General features: G+C 50.8%; 21 protein-coding genes and 1 riboswitch. Of the genes, 9 read left to right on the top strand and 12 right to left on the bottom strand.

The features are described 5' to 3' along the window. Nucleotides 1–1248: 1248 nt before the first annotated feature. The 3 genes from NG42_RS02965 to NG42_RS02975 all read right to left on the bottom strand — a co-directional run bounded on the left by NG42_RS02965 (nucleotide 1249) and on the right by NG42_RS02975 (nucleotide 5531). The gene (locus tag NG42_RS02965) at nucleotides 1249–2865 is read right to left on the bottom strand and encodes a TIGR02391 family protein (RefSeq protein WP_052897674.1); all 1617 of its coding nucleotides are present in this window, start codon (nucleotides 2863–2865) and stop codon (nucleotides 1249–1251) included. Between the two features lie 4 nt (nucleotides 2866–2869). Continuing rightward, nucleotides 2870–3940: a DNA cytosine methyltransferase gene (locus NG42_RS02970; RefSeq protein WP_052897677.1), complete on the bottom strand. Its 1071-nt coding sequence runs from the start codon at nucleotides 3938–3940 to the stop codon at nucleotides 2870–2872. Between the two features lie 229 nt (nucleotides 3941–4169). Then, nucleotides 4170–5531, bottom strand: coding sequence for a tyrosine-type recombinase/integrase (locus NG42_RS02975; protein WP_052897680.1), 1362 nt, complete (start codon nucleotides 5529–5531; stop codon nucleotides 4170–4172). Between the two features lie 67 nt (nucleotides 5532–5598). Beyond that, nucleotides 5599–5701, bottom strand: a riboswitch (TPP riboswitch). Nucleotides 5702–5914: 213 nt separating this feature from the next. On the opposite strand from NG42_RS02975, the gene NG42_RS02980 reads away from it, so the two are divergent. Next, the gene (locus tag NG42_RS02980; RefSeq protein WP_052897683.1) at nucleotides 5915–6247 is read left to right on the top strand and encodes an RcnB family protein; all 333 of its coding nucleotides are present in this window, start codon (nucleotides 5915–5917) and stop codon (nucleotides 6245–6247) included. A 137-nt stretch (nucleotides 6248–6384) separates the two neighbouring features. Here NG42_RS02980 and mltB read toward each other — a convergent pair whose 3' ends face one another. Continuing rightward, nucleotides 6385–7464 carry a lytic murein transglycosylase B gene (gene mltB, locus NG42_RS02985; protein WP_052897685.1) on the bottom strand — a complete coding sequence of 360 codons (1080 nt, stop codon included), beginning with the start codon at nucleotides 7462–7464 and terminating at the stop codon, nucleotides 6385–6387. A 197-nt stretch (nucleotides 7465–7661) separates the two neighbouring features. Here mltB and NG42_RS02990 point away from each other — a divergent pair, with 197 nt between their 5' ends. After that, the gene (locus NG42_RS02990) at nucleotides 7662–8087 is read left to right on the top strand and encodes a GNAT family N-acetyltransferase (protein WP_052897688.1); all 426 of its coding nucleotides are present in this window, start codon (nucleotides 7662–7664) and stop codon (nucleotides 8085–8087) included. A gap of 39 nt (nucleotides 8088–8126) precedes the next feature. On the opposite strand, the gene apbC is transcribed toward NG42_RS02990, so the two are convergent. Further along, nucleotides 8127–9239, bottom strand: coding sequence for an iron-sulfur cluster carrier protein ApbC (gene apbC / locus NG42_RS02995; protein ID WP_052897691.1), 1113 nt, complete (start codon nucleotides 9237–9239; stop codon nucleotides 8127–8129). 172 nt (nucleotides 9240–9411) lie between these two features. On the opposite strand from apbC, the gene metG reads away from it, so the two are divergent. The 6 genes from metG (at nucleotide 9412) to sanA (ending at nucleotide 16333) form a co-directional block, all read left to right on the top strand. Then, nucleotides 9412–11445, top strand: a complete 2034-nt coding sequence (gene metG / locus NG42_RS03000) for a methionine--tRNA ligase (RefSeq protein ID WP_052897694.1) — start codon at nucleotides 9412–9414, stop codon at nucleotides 11443–11445. Between the two features lie 124 nt (nucleotides 11446–11569). Further along, on the top strand, nucleotides 11570–11947 hold the full coding sequence (locus tag NG42_RS03005) for a CidA/LrgA family protein (protein ID WP_052897697.1): 378 nt from the start codon (nucleotides 11570–11572) through the stop codon (nucleotides 11945–11947). After that, nucleotides 11940–12632: a CidB/LrgB family autolysis modulator gene (locus NG42_RS03010; RefSeq protein WP_052897700.1), complete on the top strand. Its 693-nt coding sequence runs from the start codon at nucleotides 11940–11942 to the stop codon at nucleotides 12630–12632. Before NG42_RS03005 ends, NG42_RS03010 begins: the two co-directional genes overlap by 8 nt. 129 nt (nucleotides 12633–12761) lie before the next feature. Then, on the top strand, nucleotides 12762–13652 hold the full coding sequence (cdd, locus tag NG42_RS03015; RefSeq protein ID WP_052897703.1) for a cytidine deaminase: 891 nt from the start codon (nucleotides 12762–12764) through the stop codon (nucleotides 13650–13652). A 127-nt stretch (nucleotides 13653–13779) separates the two neighbouring features. Beyond that, nucleotides 13780–15477: an NAD-dependent malic enzyme gene (locus NG42_RS03020; RefSeq protein WP_052897705.1), complete on the top strand. Its 1698-nt coding sequence runs from the start codon at nucleotides 13780–13782 to the stop codon at nucleotides 15475–15477. 133 nt (nucleotides 15478–15610) lie between these two features. After that, nucleotides 15611–16333, top strand: a complete 723-nt coding sequence (gene sanA / locus NG42_RS03025) for an outer membrane permeability protein SanA (protein ID WP_052897800.1) — start codon at nucleotides 15611–15613, stop codon at nucleotides 16331–16333. 131 nt (nucleotides 16334–16464) lie between these two features. Here the strand turns inward: sanA and mglC are convergent, their stop codons facing one another. The 7 genes from mglC to NG42_RS03060 all read right to left on the bottom strand — a co-directional run bounded on the left by mglC (nucleotide 16465) and on the right by NG42_RS03060 (nucleotide 24746). Continuing rightward, nucleotides 16465–17475: a galactose/methyl galactoside ABC transporter permease MglC gene (mglC, locus tag NG42_RS03030; protein WP_052897708.1), complete on the bottom strand. Its 1011-nt coding sequence runs from the start codon at nucleotides 17473–17475 to the stop codon at nucleotides 16465–16467. Nucleotides 17476–17494: 19 nt separating this feature from the next. Continuing rightward, nucleotides 17495–19015, bottom strand: a complete 1521-nt coding sequence (gene mglA, locus NG42_RS03035; RefSeq protein WP_052897711.1) for a galactose/methyl galactoside ABC transporter ATP-binding protein MglA — start codon at nucleotides 19013–19015, stop codon at nucleotides 17495–17497. 59 nt (nucleotides 19016–19074) lie between these two features. After that, a complete protein-coding gene (gene mglB / locus NG42_RS03040; protein WP_052897714.1) occupies nucleotides 19075–20070 on the bottom strand; it encodes a galactose/glucose ABC transporter substrate-binding protein MglB in 996 nt (331 codons plus the stop codon). A gap of 344 nt (nucleotides 20071–20414) precedes the next feature. Further along, complete coding sequence (gene galS, locus NG42_RS03045) at nucleotides 20415–21437, bottom strand: HTH-type transcriptional regulator GalS (RefSeq protein WP_052897716.1); 1023 nt, start codon at nucleotides 21435–21437, stop codon at nucleotides 20415–20417. Nucleotides 21438–21595: 158 nt separating this feature from the next. Then, nucleotides 21596–22756, bottom strand: coding sequence for a DUF418 domain-containing protein YeiB (gene yeiB / locus NG42_RS03050; protein ID WP_052897718.1), 1161 nt, complete (start codon nucleotides 22754–22756; stop codon nucleotides 21596–21598). Nucleotides 22757–22817: 61 nt separating this feature from the next. Next, nucleotides 22818–23483: a GTP cyclohydrolase I FolE gene (folE, locus tag NG42_RS03055; protein ID WP_052897802.1), complete on the bottom strand. Its 666-nt coding sequence runs from the start codon at nucleotides 23481–23483 to the stop codon at nucleotides 22818–22820. A 135-nt stretch (nucleotides 23484–23618) separates the two neighbouring features. After that, entirely contained in the window at nucleotides 23619–24746 is a 1128-nt protein-coding gene (locus NG42_RS03060) for a YbfB/YjiJ family MFS transporter (protein WP_052897720.1), read from the bottom strand. A 149-nt stretch (nucleotides 24747–24895) separates the two neighbouring features. Between NG42_RS03060 and ptrR the strand changes: the two genes are divergently transcribed. Then, entirely contained in the window at nucleotides 24896–25777 is an 882-nt protein-coding gene (ptrR, locus tag NG42_RS03065) for a putrescine utilization regulator PtrR (protein WP_052897722.1), read from the top strand. Nucleotides 25778–25813 lie beyond the last annotated feature (36 nt).

Below are 25813 nucleotides of genomic sequence, written 5' to 3' on the forward strand. Positions count from 1 at the left end.
ATTCTGACAATCCCCAATCCTGACGGCCTGCCAGCCACACACACACGCACCTATTGCGCTGGCTGTATTGTCCTGGATTGTTGGTGATCGCCTCGCTAAGGTGCTTAGATGAAGCCTGACGGCCTATAATGATGACTTATGATGAAGGTGTCTGGACTGATCACCGTCATTGGCTGCACCCTGCGTTGATGGACGCACCCGGAAACGGCGAACCACAAACCAAACCGGACATATCAACAAATTGATCACCGAAATGACCAGCAGCCGAACCGCGAACCGCAGATCACTGAGTCGATGACACCATGCTCCACGCTGCCGGAAGGTAAAGTGATAGAAATGTGCTATCAGTAACCCGGAACGAGTCAACGGCCTGAAACTGGAAATTCGAAGCCGTGCGTCGAAAGTCCAACGAAATCCCTGAATAAGATAATTTGCCATCAAAGTGGGCGCTATCAGTTGGATCATGGTGGTAATCGTGCCTTAGTGAGTCGTCACCGGGTGGAACGCTTACACATACAAAACCACACAAACAGTGTGGTTCCGGTAACATCTATTATGTTAAATACCCCCCTAAATAGCCTGATTTAATGGGTGATTGAGTAATTTTTCCTGCTCTTAGGGTCGTCCTGCCAGGGCGCTGTGTTGATGCTCTGCCGATGCTATCAGCGGTCACTAACTGCGGGTGTGCTGCCGTAACGCTCTGCGTCTGATTTGAGCGTTGTTCACCGCTGCCGCGCTAAACTTCGTGGCGACTTAGATCTGGAAAGGAAGTATAAATTTAAGCTACTGATATTTAAGAAAGAAAACCACAAAAGGTTGAAAAAGATTATGCCCTGCCCAGCAGATTTCCACGTGAACTAATGATGCTTGTTAACCCTTCTTTAGATGTATGCCACATATGAATAATACCCATGAGGCAGCTCTAACTAATTATTAAAAAAATACGTATTAATGTAATTTTCCCTTGGCATCCAGATTGCATCCAATACACCCAAAATAGCCACTAATAACCTGAGTAGTATTACGTGAATTATTCTAAATAACGCTATCATTAAAAATAATCATATTACCACAGGAGTTATTAGCAAAAATTTGAATCAGTTGATGAAATGAATGTAATTTAGACACTATTAGGCGGCAACATTTACAATAATAAGCACCCAGTCAAAAAACATTAAGAAGATAATGTTAACGAAGCATACACTTAGCCATAAGTATGCTTCGCTATCTTAAAAAATTAATTATCAACTACTCAGCTTCTTTCTCTTTTATGATTTCAGCACCGTCCATCCGTTCAAAAAGATAAGAAATTAAACTCAAAACGTTTAGACAATCCAGCTCAGAATACCGCTCAGGCACTAATTTATCCAAAGGCATGTGGGCAGCAGGGTTTCTAAAAGACTCAATAACGCCCTGGGAAAGTGAACGTTGTCCACTTTGAATACTCATCCCTGTTTTATTTGAAGTATCACATAACTTTATAACTGGCTCCTTCGGTGAAAAAACCAAATTAACAAGTTCCGTACCATCAAGAGACAAACCAGTTATTTCACGAATAACTTCACAATATATTTTCGTTCCCTGATCCGCAGCCATTCCATATTGTTTATTCGTGTAAAATACTTTTATTCTATCTTTAATCTTATCATTCAAATATCTCCAGTGTAGCAAAGGATACTCTGGTACTAATGTATGCAGCGCTTCAATTACAGGGCTGTACTTCTCCAGCGCATCCTCTTCACCAAGAAAATCTATAATTTTTGATGCTTGTTGCCTAATATCCTCAGGCATAGTACTCATCCATTGATTAGTATCTATACCAGTTGTGACCTCAAGTTCTTTTTCCTTCTTCTCTTTCCGTTTATTTCTCCAATCATTATTAACTTGGTTGATGATTGTTGAGAGATATTCACGAAGAAGAGCCATTTCTTCATTATCCCAATCAATGGACTGCCGGTTGGTTGAGATGACATCATCATCAAGATTATCAATAAAATCTACAGATATCCATCCAGTCAAATATTGAAAGAAATGGCTCGATGTACTATTTGAAAAGAACTCAGGGTTATTAACGAGCTTCCCACGTGAAAACAGCGAAATCCCTCTTAAACCAGAATTGGGTCTAATAGGAGTTCGTGAAGTATACAATGTACCTTTCAATTTATTTTTATAAGGGCTGTCATCTTTTACCAAAGAATCAACATCCCATTCGAACTGCTGCTCAAAACCACTATACCTACGAGCATTATTTACTGATACAACATGACCATGTTGATCTTTAAGATTTATATTAAAGTTATCGTCAACGATAAATATTTTTGAAAGGCTGTTAGCAATCGCTTCAAGATCAAATGGCGACTGTCGTTTAAGTTTGGATAATTTGATCGTCGTCCCATTTGATGCATCTGTAGGTTCGTCAGATAACTCTACTTTTGGATTGTATACACCATCAGCATCAAGTAATTCATTCCAATCAAGTATAAATCTATTTCTTTTTCCATCCTTAACGGTATCAATAGTTATTTCTTTTGCGAGACCGAATAGAGCTAATTTCCCCAAACCTTTTTTGCCTGTAGCATAACGCCCAAACCGTGGTGTAGGTTTATCACCATCATGTCGACGTCTATTTCTACCTATAACTAAAAATCGTTGTTGAATATCTGTGGCACTCATCCCTGTGCCATCGTCTTTAATACTAATAAATTTGTTACTGCCTACTTCCCAAAAATCGAGAGTAACATTCCCGGAATCGGCATCATAGGCATTTGAAATCAATTCAGCAAGAGCTGGAGGAAGCGTAGAATACATTTTCACGCCGAGATGTTCTATCGTATGAGGATCAAACTTCATTTCGTAATCAGACATGTTGTTATTCCCTATTCTGTTTTCCTAATTGATCCAAATGCTCAATGATCTTAGTTGCATGTGCACAAATAAAAGCAGGTGGCAATGCGTTGCCGATCATTAGCGCAGCAAACTCTCTGCCTCTATCCAGCGAGAAAGCATAGTTTTTTGGAAATGTTTGAAGCGCGGCGGCCTCACGCAATGTGATAGATCTATCTTGTTCAGGATGCAAAAAACGTCCCTTTGAAGGATTGGTACACCCACCAGTAATAGTTGGGGAAACTTTATCCCATGACATTCGTCCATAAACATCTTTATATCCATCTGGACTTTTCAAATGGCAAGGCAGCCATAACTGTTTCGGTAAATCTGATCTCGAACCACCATTTTTAGGAATATTTCTTATCATGGCTTTAATTTTATCGGATCTATTCGGGATAAAGTCATGAAGAATATCATTACTTTCACCAGGAACAGGAAAATCAGAGATTGCATCTTTTACTGTCTTCGGGGAAGCTACTTTAATAGGCTCATCGATATAACCAAACTTAGATGCTATAAGGATCATTCTTTTTCTGCGTTGAGGAACGCCATAACAAGCGGTATCTTTAACTTGCAATGTTTTTTCGCCAATCACATATCCACGATCATGTAGTTCGTCAATGACCTTAATAATTCTCTCATCTTTAGCCAGAGCAGGAACATTCTCGATCATAACTGTTTTAGGTTCAAACGCCCTCACAAATCTCATTAAATCAAAAATAAGGTCATTCCTAATATCTTCAACAGAAGTACATTTGTTTCGAGTACGATGAGATGAGAAGCCTTGGCATGGAGGGCAACCGGCTAATAAATCTAACTCTCCAGGTTTGAACTGCAATTCCTCCATAATTTTTAGAGGGTTTAACGAGCGAATATCAGCTTCATAGAGAATATGATCGGCATGGTTAGTTTTGTAGGTTCGTGCAGCAACAGCTTCAAGCTCAACACCTGCGATAACTTTAAAGCCAGCTTCTTTTAAACCGCATGTCAACCCACCCGCACCGCAGAATAGGTCAATTGCTGTGAAATTCATTGATTTGATCCATTTGTTCATCCCTTAGTCCAATTTTGACATAGTATCAATTGATTGAAAAGTAAAGAAGAAACTCTGATTAGTATCAATAGGTTAAAAATCTTTATACATTGATCACTAACTCCATGAATCAGAGAATTAAGCTTCCATTCAGAAAAGCCGCCCCACAACTCCTTTCAGTGCAATTTTACTGGGTGAGGTATGTTTAACGCACAGTAAGTGCGGCTGCACTATCAAAAATTGCAATTTGTTAGCTCGTCCAACTCAAACCGTCTATCACATAGCAAATCGTTGATATGGGAAATATATGCAGATAGCGCTTAGTTATTCCCCCGCTCTTCTCATGACCAACTGTCTGCTGGAGATGATGAATGTTACTGACCCAGCCAGCCATTGCAGCAGAGCAAACAGAATGACGGAAGCTATGCACAAGCCGGCGTTGTCCAAAGTCGTCAAGGTACGAAATCCCAAGTTGATCTCGGACATCAGCTAAAACCTTGCCAATCTTTGGCATATTCTTACCCGCCACTGGTGAGAAGATTTTTTCCTTCCACTGACGATTAACAAAATCAAGGAAGCCCCATTCAATTAACTTGGGATGGATCACAACCTGCCTTGTAGCGTTTTCGGTTTTTCCTTGTCCCCCCTCCGCTATCAACAGATAGTGCCGCTGGCTATCTTCGTCAAATTTGACCTGTGACTTCTCCAGTTTGGCTATCTCACCTCTTCTGGCTCCAGTATATGCAAGCAGCAATGTGATCCACTTCTCCCATCCATCTGGCTGCTTGAGTGCCCAACCCACAAATTTACGCATTTCTGCCGCACTGTAAGCACCGAATCTTTCCTTTGTTGGTGCTGCTACAACTCCATCTGTTGGCGATTTTTTTAGGATGTCTTTACTGTCAGTTAGGAAAGTTTTGAACAAAGATTTGTATATTTTGAGATGTTTATGAATGGCCTCAGTTCCCACCAATTCATCCGGTGGAACATCATCACATTCGATCAACTGTTGAATGGTCATTGAACGATATGGCTGAACAACTCGCTTCGGCAGATTTTCCACAATTTCCATCACTTGCTTTATGTCCTGCTTGGTGATGCTCGCAACATCAGTTTCCCCTCCTAAGACAACAAGCAACACTTCCATAAAACGCTCGTTGGCTTGGGTGATCGCTTTAGTCCAGTTACGTTCCTTCTCACTTCTGTACATGTTCCATGCTCCAGCAAGAGTTAAAACGTCTGTTGGTTCGGCAACTTTATTTTGTTCCGCATCTACCACGGGAGCGACCGCATCTCGGCATTCATGCAGTTCTATTGACTGAGTTTGAGCATGACGGTACTCATCATTGAGAAATTGCAGAGCTACCCATTGATCAGCTTGCTGTTTCAAGCGGTTGGAGAAATTAGTAAGGCGAGCAGAAAAATGATCCGGCTGGATAGCACCGCTTTGCACCATGTGAATTACAGGAGAAGCAAACGACATTATCAAATGAGCTTGGGTGTAGCTGTCTGTTTCAAGTGACTTACGAAAATACGTATTACCCGGCAGACGAAAGCGGACGTAGTAAATGCCGTTGCGTGTGATGGTGTGACGAATAGTTTTGTGTCCCATTTGGTGAGCCTCTTTGAGATACGGCTGAACAAAACGGGACAGGAATTGATAGTAATCATTTGATTTTAATCTGAATAATTGCCATGGCTACGCTGGCATTATCCAGTTCAGGTTCAACGGGTAATTCTCAGCCGGTCTCTGATGAAGAGACGGCACCCCGAGTCATTGATCAATCACTAAATTGTCGCTGGCGCTTGCGCCAGCAGGTGATAAGGATAAAGCGCCAGTCTGCCTTTGTAAACTTATCGTCATCATTACCCGGCAAGGTGGACGCGCTAACCCGCTGTAATCCTTCAACACACATTTACCCTTGCCTGTTGAGTGTGACTGACGAAATGATAGGAAATCGGGCTGATGGAATCGGCTAACTCACTGGAGACTGTATGGCTAAGACAAAGATAATGCTTCTGGCGACACTGCTGGCAACCGCCAGCGCCAGTTTTGCCGCCCCAACCGTGGTGACACCGCCGACGGAAAATAAGTCGTATGAGATAAGCGAATTTACCGCTGATTTTACCCGCTTTACCCTCGGCGACACTGCCCCGGCGCTTTATCGCAGTGATAAATATTCGATTAAAAAATGGCAGGTGCGTAATCTGCCAGCCCCGGAGGCCGGCAGTCACTGGACTTATATGGGAACTAATTACGTGCTGATTAGCGACAGTGACGGCAAAATTCTGAAAGCGTTTGATGGCAATATTTTTTACCAGCGCTGAAATGGCTTCCGTCCTGATGGCATACAGGATGCTACCCCTTGGCACGGGCGGCGAGAACGTCGCCCGTGCCAAGGGGTACCAGAAAGGCTTAAGGCATTAGCCGTTTTCGGCACCCGTGGCATATTCCAGTCACTTTCTTACCGTGCCAGCGCCACCGCTTCACCCAATTGCCACACCGCCATCGCGTAGTGATTACTGTGATTATAACGGGTAATCACATAGAAATTCGGCAAGCCATACCAGTACTGATACGAGGTGCCCATATCAAAACGCAGCAAACTCACCTGTTGGTTATTTTGCAACGGCGCTTGTGGTCGCAGTCCGGCAGCCGCCAGCGTAGCCGGGCTGTAACGGGTTTTAAAGCCGGTTTCCAGCCCTGGTGCCTGACCGCTGGCCGGAATGGCGATTGACTGATTGCTCTGCCAGCCGTGCTGTTTAAAGTAGTTAGCCACACTACCGATGGCATCAACCGGATCCCACAGATTAATATGACCATCACCGTTAAAATCAACCGCATAGTCTTTAAAGGATGACGGCATAAACTGACCGTAGCCCATCGCACCGGCGTAAGAACCGCGCAGATCCAGCGGATCGTCTTGTTCTTTTCGCGCCATCAACAGGAACGTTTCCAGTTCACCGCTGAAGTATTCGGCACGGCGTGGATAGGCAAATGATAAGGTCGCCAGCGCATCAATAATGCGGGTTTTGCCCATGACGCGTCCCCAGCGTGTTTCGACGCCAATTATACCGACGATAATTTCTGGCGGCACGCCGTACACCTGATACGCACGCGTCAGCGCATCCTGATGCTGATGCCAGAATGCCACGCCGTTCTGCACATTATCCGGGGTAATAAATTTATTACGGTAGCGGATCCATGCGCCGTTCGGCCCGGATGGCGGCCCATAGCTCGGAGCCTGGCGATCCATCAGACGCAGCACAAAATCGAGGCGTTTGGTCTGTGCCAGCACATCATGCAGCTGCTGACGGTCAAAACCATGCTTGCTGACCATTTTATCGATAAAACGCTCGGTCGCCGGGTTACCGGCAAAATCACCGCCTAACGGATGAATGGCATGGGAAGGCTCAAGTAAAAATCCGCCGCGGGTATCGCCACGGAAAGGATTACCCGATGCTGGCGTTTCAGGCGGGGTCGGTTTGCTGCTACAGGCAGCCAGTAAGGTGATCAACGGTAATAACGTGACGAGAGAGCGCATCAAAAATCCCAATAGCCGGGCCGGACAGAGTTAAATGGTAAGCATTGTCGTGCGCCGAGTAAAAGAAAATCCAGAAATCAGTGTCGAAAGTTTACTGAAATGCGCGGCGCACGGATTGCAGCGGCAGAAAACAATTCATTTCCCTGAGCTATTATAGTGGTGAGTTTGATAAGTCGCTGCATATTCAGGAGAAAGCCGTGCATATTCGCCCTTTTACCGAAACTGACCGTCCGTTTTTACGTACCCTGTTTTTAGCCGCGCGCAAAGCCAGCTGGCACTGGCTGGACAGCAACGACTGGCGACTGGAAGATTTTGACGCTATTACGCTGGGGGAAACGATTCTGGTCGCGGAACGGGATGGCCATCGCCTCGGTTTTGCTGCACTACTGGATAACGATAATTTCCTGCACAGCTTATTTATTGATCCGCAGGCGCAGCGTCAGGGCATCGGCAGCGCGTTACTGCATGCGGTGCAACAGCGCTTTAGTTCAACCGGCGCATTAAAGTGTCTGACGGCGAATCAGGCGGCGTGCCAGTTTTATCTGCACCATGGCTGGAAGGTAATTTCGCGCGGCGAGAGTCCACAGGGAGAGTATTTGTTAATGCATTTTGTCTTGGCATAATTGCTACGGGTGGAGCATCCTCCACCCGTAGCAAACTGATCACAGCGCCCGGAAAGCAATATCCCCCGGAATCACCTCACCCTGCCAGTAGAGCTGTGCCGCTACAGCGCCCGCCAGCTGGCGATAAAGCGCGGTAAAATCACTCTCCGGTCGACGCACGACGGTCGGCACACCGCTATCCAGATCTTCACGTAAGGTGATATGTAACGGTAACTGGCTCAGCAGGCGGGTGTTATAGCGTTCCACCAGCTGCTGCGCGCCGCCGCTGCCGAATATCGCTTCATGATGGCCGCAGTTGCTGCAAATATGCATACTCATATTTTCCACCACGCCCAGCACCGGGACATGCACTTTTTCAAACATCACAATGCCTTTACGCGCATCGATCAGCGCAATATCCTGCGGTGTGGTGACGACCAGTGCGCCAGTGACCGGCACGTTTTGCGCCAGTGTCAGCTGAATATCGCCGGTACCCGGTGGCATATCCAGAATCAGGTAGTCCAGTTCCGGCCACAGCGTCTCATTCAGTAGCTGCATCAGCGCTTTGCTGGCCATCGGGCCGCGCCACACCATGGCATTATCATCCGTGACCAAATAACCAATCGAGTTGGTAGCCAGGCCGTGCGCCATAATCGGGGCCATATGCGTACCGTCAGGTGAGGTTGGCCGCTGATCTTCCGTGCCCAACATATTCGGTACCGAGGGGCCGTAGATATCCGCATCAAGAATACCGACTCTGGCTCCTTCGGCGATCAGCGCCAGCGCAAGGTTCACTGCGGTACTGGATTTGCCCACCCCGCCCTTGCCGGAGCTGACGGCAATAATATTTTTGACGCCGTTTACCCCGGCATGATTTTTCACCCGCTTCAGCGTGGCGATATCGTGGCTCAGACGCCAGTTAATCGCGCTGGCAGCGGTAATACGCAATAAATCCGCACTGCACTGCTCTTTCAGCACCTCAAAACCGCTCTGCCAGGCGAACGGCATCACCAGTTCGATATGCAGCGTGTTATCCATCAGTGCCACATGATGTAGCGCTTTCAGCCTGGTCAGATTGTGCTGTAGCGTCGGATGTTCAAATGCGGTCAACACGCCCATCACCATGGCACGCAGGGTGTCAGGTGAGTGTGGACCTTGGGATTGTGAATTCATCCCGGCTCCTTGATAGCTTGATGGTTATTGTCAGACAGACCTGTGATTAATCATACCAGATGCAAGAAAATTCAGCTTTACTGCCCGTGCGTCAAACCCCTTGTTTACGCAGGGTCGGCCTTTCGGTTAACATCAGAAGTCCTTTTCAAACCAGAAGAAAGCAAGTTCTCTTATGACTCAAGTCGCGAAAAAAATTTTGGTAACGTGCGCACTGCCGTACGCCAACGGTTCTATCCATCTCGGCCACATGCTCGAGCATATCCAGGCAGATATTTGGGTCCGTTACCAGCGAATGCGCGGCAATCAGGCATATTTCATCTGTGCAGATGACGCGCACGGCACGCCAATCATGCTGAAAGCTCAGCAGCTGGGCATTGCACCGGAACAGATGATCGCCGAAATGAGTCAGGAACATCAGACTGATTTTGCTGGCTTCAACATCAGCTATGACAACTATCACTCGACGCACAGCGACGAAAACCGCGAGCTGTCATCGTTGATCTATGGCCGTTTGAAAGAAAATGGTTTTATTAAAAATCGCACCATTTCACAGCTGTACGATCCGGAAAAAGGCATGTTCCTGCCCGATCGTTTCGTTAAAGGCACCTGCCCGAAATGTAAAGCCGCCGATCAATATGGCGATAACTGTGAAGTGTGCAGTGCGACCTACAGCCCAACCGAACTGATTGATCCGAAGTCGGTGATTTCCGGTGCCACGCCAGTAATGCGTGACTCTGAGCACTTCTTCTTTGATCTGCCAGAATTCAGTGCGATGTTGCAGGCGTGGACCCGCTCCGGTGCGCTGCAGGAGCAGGTGGCGAATAAAATGCAGGAGTGGTTCGAATCCGGCCTGCAACAGTGGGATATCTCCCGTGATGCGCCGTATTTCGGCTTTGAAATCCCGGATGCGCCGGGCAAATACTTTTACGTCTGGCTGGATGCACCTATTGGTTATATGGGTTCGTTTAAGAATCTGTGTGATAAACGTGGCGACATCGATTTTGACGCGTTCTGGAATAAAGATTCAGATGCCGATCTGTATCACTTTATCGGCAAAGATATCGTCTATTTCCACAGCCTGTTCTGGCCAGCGATGCTGGAAGGCAGCAATTTCCGCAAGCCAACCAACCTGTTTGTTCACGGCTATGTGACGGTGAATGGTGCCAAGATGTCGAAATCGCGCGGCACCTTTATCAAAGCCAGCACCTGGTTGCAGCATCTGGATGCCGACAGCCTGCGTTACTACTACGCGGCGAAACTCTCTTCGCGCATTGATGATATCGACCTGAACCTGGAAGATTTTGTCCAGCGTGTTAACGCCGATATCGTTAATAAAGTGGTTAACCTGGCCTCGCGTAATGCCGGCTTTATCAACAAACGTTTCGGCGGCAAACTGGCCGACGAACTGGCCGATCCGGCGCTGTATAAAACCTTTACCGATGCGGCAACCAGCATTGGTGAAGCGTGGAACAGCCGCGAGTTCAGCCGCGCTATCCGTGAGATTATGGCGCTGGCCGACCTGGCAAACCGTTATGTCGACGAGCAGGCACCGTGGGTGGTGGCGAAACAGGAAGGCCGCGATGCTGACCTGCAAGCGATCTGCTCCATGGGCATCAATATGTTCCGCGTACTGATGACCTGGCTGAAACCGGTTGTGCCATCGCTGGCAGAGCGTGTTGAAGCCTTCCTGAATGTCGAACTGAGCTGGGAAGGTATTCATCAGCCGCTGCTGAGCCACGATATTGCCGCGTTTAAAGCGCTGTACAGCCGTATCGAAATGGACAAAGTTAACGGCCTGATTGAAGCGTCAAAAGAGGACGCAGCGGCGGCCGCTAAACCGGCGCTGACCGGCCCACTGGCGGACGACCCGATTCAGGACACTATCACTTTTGACGATTTCGCCAAAGTGGATATGCGTATTGCGCTGATTCAGAAAGCGGAATTGGTGGACGGTTCCGACAAGCTGCTGCGTCTGTCGCTGGATTTAGGCGGTGAAACCCGTCAGGTGTTCTCCGGTATTCGCGCGGCTTATCCTGACCCAGCCGTACTGGAAGGTCGTCTGACCGTGATGGTTGCTAACCTGGCACCACGCAAAATGCGCTTTGGCATCTCGGAAGGGATGGTGATGGCAGCGGGTCCTGGCGGTAAGGATATTTTCCTGCTTAGCCCGGACAGCGGCGCACAGCCGGGTCAGCAGGTTAAGTAAGATTGCTGTATGGGCGGCGTTTATCGCCGCCCGTGCCGGATGTTTGCACTCTGCCTGTCATCAGGACGGGAGCCGAAAGCGGCTCCCCTACTGGTATTCTGCGCCGCCCGCTCAGGAGCTTGTTATGCTCAGCGTGTTATCTGTCAGCTGGCGTTATCTTCGCGCCTTTATCATTATTTATCTCTGCTTATATGCCGGTAATGGCATCTCATCCCTGCTGCCGCTGACGATTCCGGGCAGTATCATTGGCATGCTGCTGCTGTTCTCGCTGCTGGCATTGCAGATTCTGCCGGTGCATTGGGTTCAGCCCGGTAGCCATCTGCTGATTCGCTATATGGCGTTGCTGTTTGTCCCCATCAGCGTCGGCATTATGAGCTATACCGATATCCTTAGCGCCCAGTTTGGCCCGATTGTGGTTTCCTGCGTAGTCAGCACGCTGATGGTGCTGGTGATTGTCGGTGTCACCGCCCAACGGATGCACAAGGGGAACGCCGATGAGTGATATCTGGTGGTCACTGCCGCTGACGCTTGGCGTATTCTTTGCCTCACGGCTGCTGGCGGCGAAGGTTAAAATTTCCCTGCTGAACCCGCTGCTGGTCTCGATGGCGGTGATTATTCCGCTACTGTTACTGATTAATATGCCCTACGCGCGCTACTTTCAGGGCAGCGAAATACTGAATCATCTGCTGCAACCGGCGGTGGTGGCGCTGGCCGTGCCGCTGTATGAACAGATGCATCAAATCCGTGCCCGCTGGAAGTCAATCATCAGCGTCTGCTTTATCGGCAGCCTGACGGCGATGATCTCCGGCACCGCTATCGCCCTGTGGCTCGGCGCAACACCGGAAATCGCCGCGACGATTCTGCCGAAATCGGTGACTACACCAATTGCCATGGCGGTTTCCGACTCGCAGCACGGGATTCCTGCCATTAGCGCCATCTGCGTATTACTGGCGGGGGTATTAGGTGCAGTTTTCGGGCATATGCTGCTCAGGCTGCTGCGGGTGCGCAGTAAAGCCGCACGTGGACTCGCTATCGGCAACGCCTCGCATGCGCTGGGTACTGCACGCTGCGCCGAGCTTGATTTTCAGGAAGGCGCGTTCAGCTCACTGGCTCTGGTGATTTGCGGCATTATCACTTCACTGCTGGCACCCTTTATCTTCCCGATTTTGTTGCACCTGCTGCGTTAAAACTTGCGAGAGATCTCGCAATTCAGCATCAACTTTCATAGATTGCATTGATAGAGCGACATAGATCACATATAACCTCCTGATTGCACCGTAAAATCCGTTGCCAACAACGCTAATGAGAGGCACTCAATGCATCCACGTTTTCAATCCGCTTTTGCCGACCTGTCGCCCGAATTACAGTCTGCACTGAAGCCGATCCTTGATGCTGAAGATTTCAGCGCCCGTTTTAGCCCGGAACAGATTGCGGCAATCAAACAACAAACCGCACTGGATGAAGATGCGCTGGCCTTCGCGCTGCTGCCGTTAGCGGCCGCCTGTGCGCTGGCACCGCTGTCGGACTTTAATGTCGGCGCGGTGGCGCGTGGCAAAAGCGGTAGCTGGTATTTTGGTGCCAATATGGAGTTTGCTGGCGCCACCATGCAGCAAACCGTGCATGCCGAGCAAAGCGCGGTGACGCACGCCTGGCTGAGTGGCGAGCTGGCGCTGGAAGCCATCACCGTCAACTACTCGCCTTGCGGCCACTGTCGCCAGTTTATGAATGAGCTGAACAGCGGCACCGCACTGCGCATCTATTTACCTGGCCGCCAGCCGGCGACGCTGGGCGACTATCTGCCGTATGCCTTTGGTCCGCGCGATCTGGCGATTGAAACCCTGCTGCTCGATCCTGTCGATCATGGCTATCACCTCAGCGGCGACGCGCTGGAACAGCAGGCAATTAACGCCGCCAGTCACAGCCATGCGCCTTACAGCAATGCGCACAGCGGCGTGGCGCTGGAAAGTGCCAGCGGGCAGATTTATGCCGGTCGCTATGCCGAAAATGCCGCCTTCAACCCCAGCCTGCCGCCATTACAGGCCGCACTGATTCTGTTGAATATGCACGGCGAAAGCTGCACGCAGATTACGCGTGCCGTGCTGGCCGAAAGTCCCGACGGCAAACTGATTCAGCGCCAGGCGACCGAAGCCACGCTTCAGGCGTTAGGCTGCCAGCATATTCGCTGCGTTGAGTTGCAAAAACCGTAAGCATTCCCGCAATACCTCGAGAAAGATCGCAGCTTTTGTAATCTGTTATTAACAAAAGCTGTACTTCTGCGCTTTTTTTCATAGGATCGTGGGCACACAATGTCATTGAGCCAGAGGCTGTTTTTAAATGGAACTCGAGTACGAGAGTAAAAGACCGTTATATATTCCTTACGCCGGACCTATTCTGTTGGAATTTCCGCTGCTGAATAAAGGCAGCGCCTTCTCAGTTGAAGAACGTAATGATTTCAATCTCCGCGGCCTGTTACCCGAAACCGTAGAGACCATCGAAGAGCAGGCCGAACGCGCCTGGCGTCAGTTCCAGGACTTCAAAAACAATAACGATAAACACGTCTACCTGCGCAATATTCAGGACACTAACGAAACCCTGTTCTACCGGCTGCTGGATAATCATCTCGAAGAGATGATGCCGATTATCTACACCCCGACGGTCGGTGCTGCATGTGAACACTTCTCCGAAATCTATCGTCGCGCCCGCGGTCTGTTTATTTCTTATCCGAACCGCAACAATATCGAGGATATGCTGCAAAACGCCACCAAACAAAACGTAAAAGTGATTGTGGTGACGGACGGCGAACGTATTCTCGGCCTCGGCGACCAGGGGATCGGCGGCATGGGCATTCCCATTGGTAAGCTGTCGCTGTACACCGCCTGTGGCGGCATTAGCCCGGCCTACACCCTGCCGGTAGTACTGGATGTTGGTACCAATAACCAGCAGCTGCTGAATGACCCGTTGTATATGGGCTGGCGTCATCCGCGCATTACCGGCGAAGAGTACGATGCCTTCGTTAACGAATTTATCCAGGCAGTGAAAAGCCGCTGGCCAAATGTGCTGTTGCAGTTTGAAGATTTCGCCCAGAAAAATGCGATGCCATTGCTGGAGCGCTATCGCGATGAAGTCTGCTGCTTTAACGACGATATTCAGGGTACCGCTGCGGTCACGCTGGGTACGCTGATTGCCGCCAGCCGCGCGGCCGGCAGCAAACTACGCGATCAGAATGTGGTCTTCCTCGGTGCCGGTTCCGCCGGTTGTGGAATTGCCGAGCAGATTATCGCCCAGATGAAATCGGAAGGACTGAGCGACGAAGAAGCTCGCGCCCGCGTGTTTATGGTCGACCGCTTCGGTCTGTTGACCGACAAACTGCCTAACCTGCTTAATTTCCAGAGCAAGCTGGTGCAGAAAAGCGAAAACCTCAGCAAATGGGATGTCAGCACTGATTCACTGTCGCTGCTGGATGTGGTGCGCAATGCGCAGCCGGATATCCTGATTGGCGTTTCGGGTCAGCCGGGTCTGTTTAGCGAAGAGATTATTCGCGAGATGCACAAGCACTGCCCGCGCCCGATTGTGATGCCGCTGTCCAACCCAACCTCACGGGTTGAAGCCACGCCGCAGGATATTCTTGCCTGGACCGATGGCGCAGCGCTGGTCGCAACCGGTAGCCCGTTCTCGCCGGTAAGCTGGAAAGGCGTCACCTATCCGATTGCCCAGTGTAATAACTCCTATATCTTCCCTGGCATCGGCCTTGGTGTGGTCGCTTCCGGTGCAACTCGCGTCACCGACAGCATGCTGATGGCGGCAAGCCGTACGCTGGCTGAATGCTCTCCACTGGCGAATGATGGCGTCGGCGCAGTATTGCCGGAAATCAAAGATATCCAGGGCGTATCGAAACTGATCGCCATGGCGGTGGGTAAAGCCGCTCAGCTGGCTGGCGTCGCGGTAGTCACGTCAGAAGATGTGCTGTCGAAATCGATCGCTAACAACTTCTGGCTGCCGCAATACCGTAACTACCGTCGCACGTCGATTTAATCCCCTGATCCGGGCCTGACGCGCCCGGAGATGGCTAAAAATGCGGCGACTGACGCTGCTGTGCTTGCTTCACAGCAGCGGCTCAAGTAGCCTTAAATTATCCTGTTACCTGCCAGACAGAGCGCCGCTGAGCATGTTGAAACGCTTGATTTATGGTCTGATTATCATCGTTGCCCTGATGGTAGTGACCGCGCTCGGCCTCGATCGCTGGATTAGCTGGAAAACCGCCCCCTATGTCTACGACGATTTAACCTCACTGCCCCATCGTCAGGTTGGCGTGGTATTAGGCACGGCCAAGTATTACCGCACTGGCGGGGTTAATCAGTACTACCGTTACCGGATGCAGGGAGCCATCAACGCCTATAACAGTGGCAAAGTGAATTATCTGTTGTTGAGCGGCGACAATGCGCTGCAAAGCTATAACGAGCCGATGACTATGCGGCGCGACCTGATTGCCGCTGGCGTTCAGCCTGCGGATATCGTGCTGGACTATGCGGGTTTCCGCACCCTCGATTCGATTGTGCGTACGCGCAAAGTGTTTGATACCAATGATTTCATAATTATTACGCAGCGCTTCCACTGTGAACGCGCGCTGTTTATTGCCCTGCATATGGGCATTCAGGCGCAGTGTTATGCCGTGCCGTCGCCCAAAAATATGCTGACTATTCGTTTTCGTGAAGTCGGTGCGCGACTTGGCGCACTGGCGGATCTCTATCTGATGAAGCGCGAACCCCGTTTTCTCGGCCCGTTAGTGCCGATCCCGGCGATACATGAAGTGCCGGAGAATGCGCAAAGCTACCCGGCAGTCACGCCCGAGCAGTTGCTGGAATTGCAGCAGAAGCTGGAGAAGAAATAGCAGGGACACGGGGATATTGCCAGGGGCGAGGTTATTTCTGGAGCCGTTTTCGGCTCCCCTACTGATGGCATAAAGAGTGCTAACCCTCGGCAGGGGCGGCGAAAACACCGCCCCTGCCAATAGCGCAATGATTATTTTTTACGAGAATACTTCAGCGAATCCAGCGCCACGGCGAAAATAATGATGCCGCCCTTGATGATATACTGCCAGTAAGGGTTAACGCCGATGTAGGTCAGACCGTAGTTAATTACCGTAAAGATAATCACCCCGGTCACCACACCTGCCACGGTACCGACACCACCGGCAAAGGAAACGCCCCCCACCACGCAGGCAGCAATCGCATCCAGCTCATACATAAAGCCGAGGTTATTGGTGGCACTGCCGATACGCCCGGCTTCCAGCATCCCGCCGAAAGCGTAAAACACTCCCGACAGCGCATAGATCATAATCAGGTTAAGCGGCACATTCACGCCAGACACTTTCGCCGCTTCCGGGTTACCGCCGATGGCAAAAATGTTTTTACCGAAGCGGGTTTTATTCCACAAAATCCAGACGAAAATAATCGCGATAATCGCATAGAAGGTGATGTAAGAGAGCTTAAAGTCACCGAATCGCAGGAAGCCCTGAGCAAAGGTCGAGAAGCCCGAATCAAAACCAGCAATCGGTGAAGCACCAACATAATCGTAATACAGCGAGTTAACGCCATAGACGATAATCATGGTGCCCAGTGTGGTAATAAACGGCGTGACCTTCAGGTAAGCAATAATAATCCCGTTAATCAGGCCAATAAAAGCACCGATAAGACAAACGGTCAGGATAACCAACGGAATCGGAATGGTATCGATGCCCGGGAAAACCTTATTCACGTTGTCCATCGCCTGCAACATAGTGGCCGCCACCACCGCCGCAAGGCCAACCTGACGCCCTGCCGAGAGGTCAGTCCCTTGCGTAACAATCAGACCGGCAACACCCAGTGCAATAATCACGCGTACTGAAGATTGCGTCAGAATATTACTCAGGTTCATTAAACTGAGGAAAGTGGGATCCTGGAAAATAATAATTGCCAGCAGAACCAGCAAGACGACGTAGATACCGCCTTCTTTTAACCAGGTGAGCGCATTTTTCTTATTAACAGCTTTCATGGTAACAGCCCTTACATCATTAAAGGTGTAACGACGCTAAACGCAATATTTCGTTCTGCGTGGTAGTTTTGGTTTCGACAATGCCTGCAACCAGGCCATTACTCATGACCAGTATCCGGTCGGTAATCCCTAACAGCTCCGGCATTTCAGAAGAGATGATAATAATCCCCTTCTCCTTCTTCGCCAGTTCTGCGATCAGCTGGTAAATTTCAAACTTGGCCCCGACGTCAATACCCCGCGTCGGCTCATCCAGCATTAATATCTCTGGCTGGGTTAACAACCAGCGACCAATAATCACTTTTTGCTGATTCCCGCCAGACAGTGAACCGATCGAAGTATGATGCCCCGGCGTTTTTACCCGCATCGAATCGATCACCCACTGGGTATCACTTTTCATCCGGCGATTATCCAGCAGGCCAATGCTGTTTTTATATTTACGGATATTGGATATCAGCGAGTTGAAGCCGATATCCAGATAAGCATAAATACCGGTTGAGCGGCGCTCTTCGGTGACCAGTGCAAAGCCGTGGTTAATCGCTTCATTGGCGCTGTGGTTATTAATCGCTTTACCGTGCAGCTTAATGGTGCCGCCGGATTTATCGCGAATACCAAATAACGTCTCAACGATATCGGTACGTTTTGCCCCTACCAGCCCGGCGATACCAAGAATTTCGCCTTTATGCAGATCAAAAGAGATATCGCGGATTGAAGGCTGGCTGCGCGAGGTTAAATTACGCACCTCAAGAATCACTTCGCCCGGCACATTGGATTTATCCGGGAAGCGCTGATTAAGTGAACGCCCCACCATCATCGCGATGATCTTGTCCATATCCAGCCCTTCCAGCGACTGGGTAGCAATCCACTGACCATCACGCAAAATGGTAATCTCGTCGCACAGCTGGAAAATCTCTTCCATTTTGTGCGAGATATAAACAATGCCGCAGCCACGATCTTTTAATTTACGGATAATGGTAAACAGGTGGTTTACCTCTTTTTCCGTTAACGAAGAGGTCGGCTCATCCATAATGACGATTTTGGCGTTGTAAGAGAACGCTTTGGCGATTTCGATCATTTGCATCTGCGAAACAGAAAGTCCCGCCACTTTGTCACGCGGATCGATATCAATATCCAGTTCGTCGAAGATCGCTTTGGTATCGCGATACATTTTATCCTGGTCGACAAACAGCCCTTTACGCGGATAGCGGCCAAGCCACATGTTATCCATGACCGTACGCTGTAAAACCAGATTAAGTTCCTGATGCACCATTGATACGCCGTTTTCCAGCGCCTCTTTGGAGCTTTTAAAATCGATTTCCTCACCCTGAAACAGGATGCTCCCCGAATCTTTTTTATAAATGCCAAACAGGCATTTTAATAACGTCGATTTGCCCGCGCCGTTTTCTCCCATCAAAGCATGAATAGAGTGCGGCCGAACTTTTAAATTGACGTTGTCGAGTGCCTTCACGCCAGGAAATGATTTATTAATATTGCTCATTTCCAGCAGGAATTCACGCTGCGGTAGGGTTTTATCACTGGCCATAATTTACCTGGCTGAAAGAGTCATGCATGGGCGCAGAATAACTCTGCGCCCCGCTGGTTTTATTTCACGAACTGAGACAGGTTATCTTTATCAACCGCCACGTAAGGAACACGAACGATTTTGTTTTCCAGCTTATAGTTAGTGCCTTCGGCAGCCGGTTTGCCTGCTGCAAGGTTTTTCGCCATATCAAAGGTCGCTTTCGCCTGGTTATCCGCGTCATTGAGTACGGTACCGGCCATCGCCCCGGATTTCACCATTGCCAGTGCTTCGGGCAGTGCATCAACACCAAACACCGGAATCGAGGATTTGTTATGCGCTTTCAGCGCTTCTACTGCACCCATTGCCATCGCGTCGTTATTGGCAATCACCACTTCAATTTTGTTGCCGTTCGGGCCGGATAACCAGGCATCCATCTTATCTTTTGCCTGTGCGGTATCCCACATGGCGGTATCTAAGTGCAGCTGCTGGGTTTTCAGACCATCTTTATTAAGCGTGTCGATGACATACTTAGTACGTGCTTCCGCATCCGGGTGGCCCGGTTCACCTTTCAGCAGCACAAACTGAATCTGTCCGTCTTTGTTCAGATCCCAGCCTGGATTGGCTTTCCAGTGTTTCTCAATCAGCTCACCCTGCTTCACGCCAGACTCTTTGGAGTCAGTACCGACGTAATAAGCTTTGTCGTAACTGGCCAGCGCTTTTGCCGTCGGTTCTTTGTTAAAGAACACCACCGGCACATCGTTCGAGCGGGCTTTATCGATAATCACTGCCGCCGCCGCCGGATCAACCAGGTTAATGGCCAGAGCTTTAACGCCTTTCGCCATCAGTACATCAACCTGATCGTTCTGAGTAGACTGGCTGTTCTGCGAGTCATTCATTAACAGCTGAACGTCCGGGCTATTTTTCGCTTCTTTCTCAATCGCTTTACGCACGACAGACATAAAGTTATCGTCATATTTGTAGATAGTGACGCCAATGCGCGTATCTGCTGCGTGTGCCGTTGCGCCAAACATCATACTGGCCACCAGGGCGGTAAGCGTGAAAACCTTCTTATTCATATTATCTCCGGGTTTTAGCAGGGTATTTCTCAGTCCTGTTCTGTCACCGCGTGGTGATCAGAATAAGACAATCGGTAATTAACCCTCGGCAACGCGCAACTGTGAAAAACAGGTACGCAAAGCCAACGGCGTGCTGTCACAAACCTGACTTCCCTATTCGGTAATACTTCCAGGACCAGATATTCAGAACTGTTTTGCAGTGGCGAGAGGGACGCAGTAACCCGAAAGATTAACGCGTTACATTATGTTTCAGCCGCTGCATTGCGCTGTCATCATAGAGAGCACGATGTTAATTAACTGTGAATTTACTCACAGATTGAAAACGGTTACATGGGTAAATCGCTTCAATTAGTGACCGGCTCCACAGTTTGTCGCTGCGCCACCGAATGTCGACGCACCAGGGTCGGCATAAAACAGTGCTGAGCAGTATGGTCGAGCTGCCCTGCCGCACCTTTCAGCGCCAGTTCAGTGGCAAGTTTTGCCATGGAAACAATAGGATAGCGCACCGTCGTCAGTTGCGGATCGGTATAGCGCGAGATGGGAATATCATCAAAACCGACGATGGAAACCTGTTGCGGCACCAGGATACCGTTATCTTTCAATGCGGTGAGCGCACCAGCAGCCATACTGTCGTTATAGGCAAACACCGCGCTCAGATGCTGATTGCGCCCGAGCAGCTCGACCATCGCCGCTTCACCGCCCGACAAATCGGCTTCGCCGCTGGCAATCCACCCTTCCGGCGGCGCAATGCCCTGCTCGGCCAGCGCCTGCTGCCAGCCGTCGCGCCGCTGCGTCACGTCTTCAATGGGATGGCAAGAGCTGAGATAGCCAATGCGCGTATGTCCCTGCTGCTGCAACATACGCGTCGCCATCAGCGCACCGCTGACATTATCCAGACAGACGCAGCGATGGGCATAGCCCGGCACAATGCGGTTAACCAGCACCATGCCCGGCACCTGGTCCATAAAGTTGGCTAATTCCGCATCTGACAGCATTTTTGCATGCACAATTAACGCGTTACAGCGCTGACGGATCAACACTTCAATCGCATGACGCTCTTTCGCTTCCTGATGCCACGAGTTACTGATCAGTACATGCTTGTTCATCTGCTGGGCGACGGTATCGACCGCTTTGACCAGCGCGCCAAAAAAGGGGTCGGAAACGTCCATCACCACCACGCCAATGGTGTCACTGACCTGGGTCGCCAGCGCCTGGGCGTTAGCATTGGGACGATAATCTAATGATGCAGCAGCCTGTAACACGTTTTCACGCGTTTCAGCAGTGACTGCACTGTTGTTATTCAGCACGCGAGAAACCGTTGCCACGGAAACGCCCGCAAGGCGCGCCACATCACGGATTGTTATCATGAACGCCTGACCCTGAAATAGTTGATCGCATCGCTCTTTCCGACATCTGAAGTGTTTCTGTCGGCTATTTTGTCAGGCGTAAAGGGATGACAGCGTGAATCAGATCACACTGATGAAAACGGTTACATACAATTGTGTCACCTTTGTGATGACGGTCATTATCCGACGCGGGAATGGTCGGCGGGTTTTCCGGCAGCGAGACGGGTCAATTGACGCCACAACCACTCCATCGGCCCCTGACGAAACAGGCGCAGCCAGAACAGCGAGAAGAGAATATTGGCAGCCCATACCGCCGGCACCACCGCCAGCAACGCCAGGCGGTCAAGCTGCATAAACCAGCCAAAGCGATAGAACAAAGTGGTGCAGATCAGCGTTTGTAGCAGATAGTTAGTCAGCGCCATGCGTCCGACGCAGCAGATAGCCTGAGTGATTTTCAGTTTTGCCAGCCATGGCCAGTAGCCAAAGCAGAGCGCAGCATAGCCGATTGCCTGTAGCGGCGCGGCTAAATCGCGCGGTACCTGAAGCAAAAATCCGGTCCAGCGAAAATCCCAGCGCAGGGTCCACTGCAAAAAGATCCCCGGAATCTGAATCAGGAACGCGATGCCAATCAGCACCCATGCGGTGCGACGATAATGCGCAAGACTGAATTCGCCTTTCAGCCAGCCATTACGCATCAATGCGCCGCCAATCATCATTAATCCTGCCAGTTGCCAGCCATACTGCGCGCCGAGTGCCAGCAGGCTGGAAGAGAGGTGATCGAGACGGTTCTGCACCGCTTCCCAGCCACCCGCCAGCTTCCAGAATGATTCATATTGCAGATCGGCAATACCTGGCAGCCAGGAGCTGTTCGCTTTCCCGCTGGAGATCATACTGAACACAATCAACACTGCAACGCCCACCAGATACAGCAGCGCACCGGTATTAAACAGTGAACGGGTTGAAGGCACATCGCGGATCATGCGCCAGGCGATCAGGCCAACAATCGCGTAATCCAGCAGGATATCGCCTTCCCAGAAAAACACCGCGTGAATAAAGCCGAAAATAGCCAGCCATGTCAGGCGTGACTGCAACCAGCCCTTACCGCGCGGCAACAGCATCTGCAATCCGGCGCCAAACAGGATGGCAAACAGCGTCAGAAATTTGATTTGTGCCAGCAGATCGAGCGTAGCCCAGGTCCAGATCTCATGGACAGCAGGCATACCGCGCCAGGCGGGATTGAGGTAAGCGGCGGAGGGTAAACCAAAACCGCTGATATTCAGCAACAGGATACCGAGAACGGCGAGACCACGAATAAAGTCCAGCGTGATATTGCGTTGCATTCAGGCTTCCTGTGAAAAAATTAAGTCTCTCCCCCGCAGTCAGGGGGAGAGAAACTGCCTATCAGCTATGACGCACCGCGCGCAGAAACTCCTGCCGGGTATTCTGGCTGGATTTAAACAGGCCACCCAGTGAGGTGGTGGTGGTGGCGCTGGTGGCATCGCGGATACCGCGCGCTTTGACACAGTAATGCACCGCGTCAATCGACACGGCGACATTGCTGGTGCCGAGCAGGGTTTGCAGCGCCACTAAAATCTGTTGCGTCAGACGTTCCTGTACCTGCGGACGTGAAGAGAAGAACTGCACGATGCGGTTGATCTTCGATAAGCCAATCACTTTCTCTTTCGGGATATACGCCACGGTAGCTTTACCGTCGATAATCACAAAATGGTGTTCACAGGTGCTGGTCAGGGTGATATCACGCACCGTCACCATTTCGTCGACCTTCATTTTGTTTTCGATAACGGTAATCTTTGGGAAGTTGGCGTAATCCAGGCCGGAAAACACTTCATCGACATACATTTTCGCAATACGATGCGGCGTTTCCGCCAGGCTGTCATCTTCCAGATCCAGATTCAGCAACTTCATGATTTCAGTCATATGACCGGTAATCAGGTTCTTGCGCGTTTCGTCATCCATTTCACGCGCTGGCGAGCGTAATGGGGTTTCCAGCCCACGCGCGAGCAGCGCTTCATGGACCAGGGCCGCTTCCTGACTTAACGTAGCCATCTTGATGTTTTCTCCAGCAGGTGTTTCACCCGCCTGATGCAACGATTCATCAGGCGGCCAGTTTTCTGAGCGCGTATTCTGGAACACTCCGCCCGGTTTATCCAGTGAATCAATTTAAATCGCAGTGAAACAGTTTCATTTACCCTGGCGAAACACCAGTAATCCGGCAATCGCCAACCCGGTTCCTGCCACATACAGCGCCGGTTCCAGCTGGTGCGTCAGCATCGTCGAGACGGCTGACAGCATCGGTCCAACCAGCTGACCAATCGCGTAACCGGTGGTCAGTAACCCTGCCAGATAACGCGCGTGTTCGGGTGCCAGTTCGCGACCATACTGCAATGAGAGCTGAACGACACACAGGAAACCGCCGCCCACCAGCGCCGCGCCAATCACCAGCCCGCTCATGCCGGGGATCACATCAGCAGCGAAAACCCCGATTGCCTGCGCCCAGAGCGTCAGTGCCAGACGCCGGTGGGTCGATGAGTAGCGGCGGGTAATAATTCCCAAACCGATACCGATCACCGCCGCGCCGCCGAAAATCGGCCAGACAAACTGGGCAAAGGCGCTGTCTGGAAAGCGTTCAGCGGCCATTTGCGATAAAAATGTCGCCGGCAGAATATAGCCAAAGCCTGCCAGACTGTAACTCAGCACCAGCCGCTTCAGCTGCGGCGTCAGCACCAGCGGTTGCGGCGCACTCTCCGGGCGATGCAGCTGACCGCTACGCGGCAAATTTCTCGCGATCAGCGAAATCAGCACCAGTGCCAGCAGCCCATACGCGCCCCAGGCAAAAGCGGCGCTGACGTTCAGCGCATGCAGCAACACCGCCAGCATACCACTGATAAAAATCCCGGTGCCCGGCCCGGCGAACACTGCCGCCGACAACCCCGGACGACCATGATGCAGCAACTGTTCATTGCTCCACGCCGCGACCAGCACCATCGCCCAGCCGCTGGCCCAGCCAATCATAAAACGCAGTATGCCGTGCCACCATGGGCCGTCAACGCAGGCCGAGAGCAACGTCAGGATCACCGCGCCCCACACTCCGGCTTTCAGTCGCCACTCTACCCTGCGGCTGGCGCGCATGGCATCGAAAGATCCACACAGATAACCGAGATAGTTAAACGCCGCCACCAGCCCGGCGCTGGTTAATGTCAGCTGATGCTCGTTAATCATCAGCGGAACTTGCGGGGTAAAAGCAAAGCGGCCGATGCCCATTGCCACCACCAGTGATAAAAATGCGCTTAATGCGACGCGCAGTGCCATATCGGTCTCCTTAATTTTCTCGGTTTGCGCTGACCTTATTCGAATCATTTTGCGGTCAACCCATTAAAACGGTTGCCAGTATCATGCACGCTGGTTAAACTCACGGAAAGTGAATAATCATAAGCAACTTACTTACGGGATGTGAATAGATGGATTTAACCCAGTTACGCATGTTTTGTTCGGTAGCCGAAACCGGCTCGGTTGCGCGCGCGGCTGAACAACTGCATCGTGTGCCATCAAACCTGACAACACGCCTGCGCCAGCTGGAGCAGGAACTGGGTACCGATCTGTTTATCCGTGAAAAGCAGCGACTGCGCCTGTCGCCAATGGGCCATAACTTTCTCTGTTATGCCCAGCGCATTCTGGCTCTCAGTGAAGAAGCGCTCAGTATGACGCGCACCGGCGAACCGGCGGGTAATTTTTCCCTCGGTTCGATGGAAAGCACCGCCGCCACCCGCCTGCCGGCGCTACTGGCCGCCTATCATCAACGCTATCCGGCGGTAGCGCTGTCGCTGATTACCGGCACTTCCGGTGAAATTATCGAACGCGTGCGCGCCGGTACGCTGGCCGCTGCGCTGGTGGATGGCCCGGTGCCGTATGACGAGCTGAACGGCTGCATCTCATTCCGTGAGCAGATGGTGCTGATCTCCAGCCCGGAACATGCCGATATCCACAGCGCCGCCGATGCCGGTGGCGACACACTGTTTGCCTTCCGCCTCAGCTGCTCGTACCGCCTGCGCTTTGAGTCGTGGTTTCGTGAAAGCGGTGTGCAGCCCGGTAATATTATGGAGATCCAGTCTTATCACGGCATGATGGCCTGCGTCGCCAGTGGTGCCGGGCTGGCGATGATTCCCCAGTCAGTGTTGTCGCAAATGCCGGGTCAGGAGCGAGTAAAAGTACATCCGTTACCGCCCCTGTATCGCGACAGCGCCACCTGGCTTATCTGGCGGCGCGATGCCTTTACACCGAATGTGGAAGCGCTGAAGTACCTGATTATTGAACAATTTGACGACAAACCCGAGAACCCGTGAATCTGGTCCATACTTACCAGAGCACGATATTGACAC

Origin of the sequence: Winslowiella iniecta (assembly GCF_001267535.1) — a bacterium.
Taxonomy (GTDB): domain Bacteria; phylum Pseudomonadota; class Gammaproteobacteria; order Enterobacterales; family Enterobacteriaceae; genus Erwinia; species Erwinia iniecta.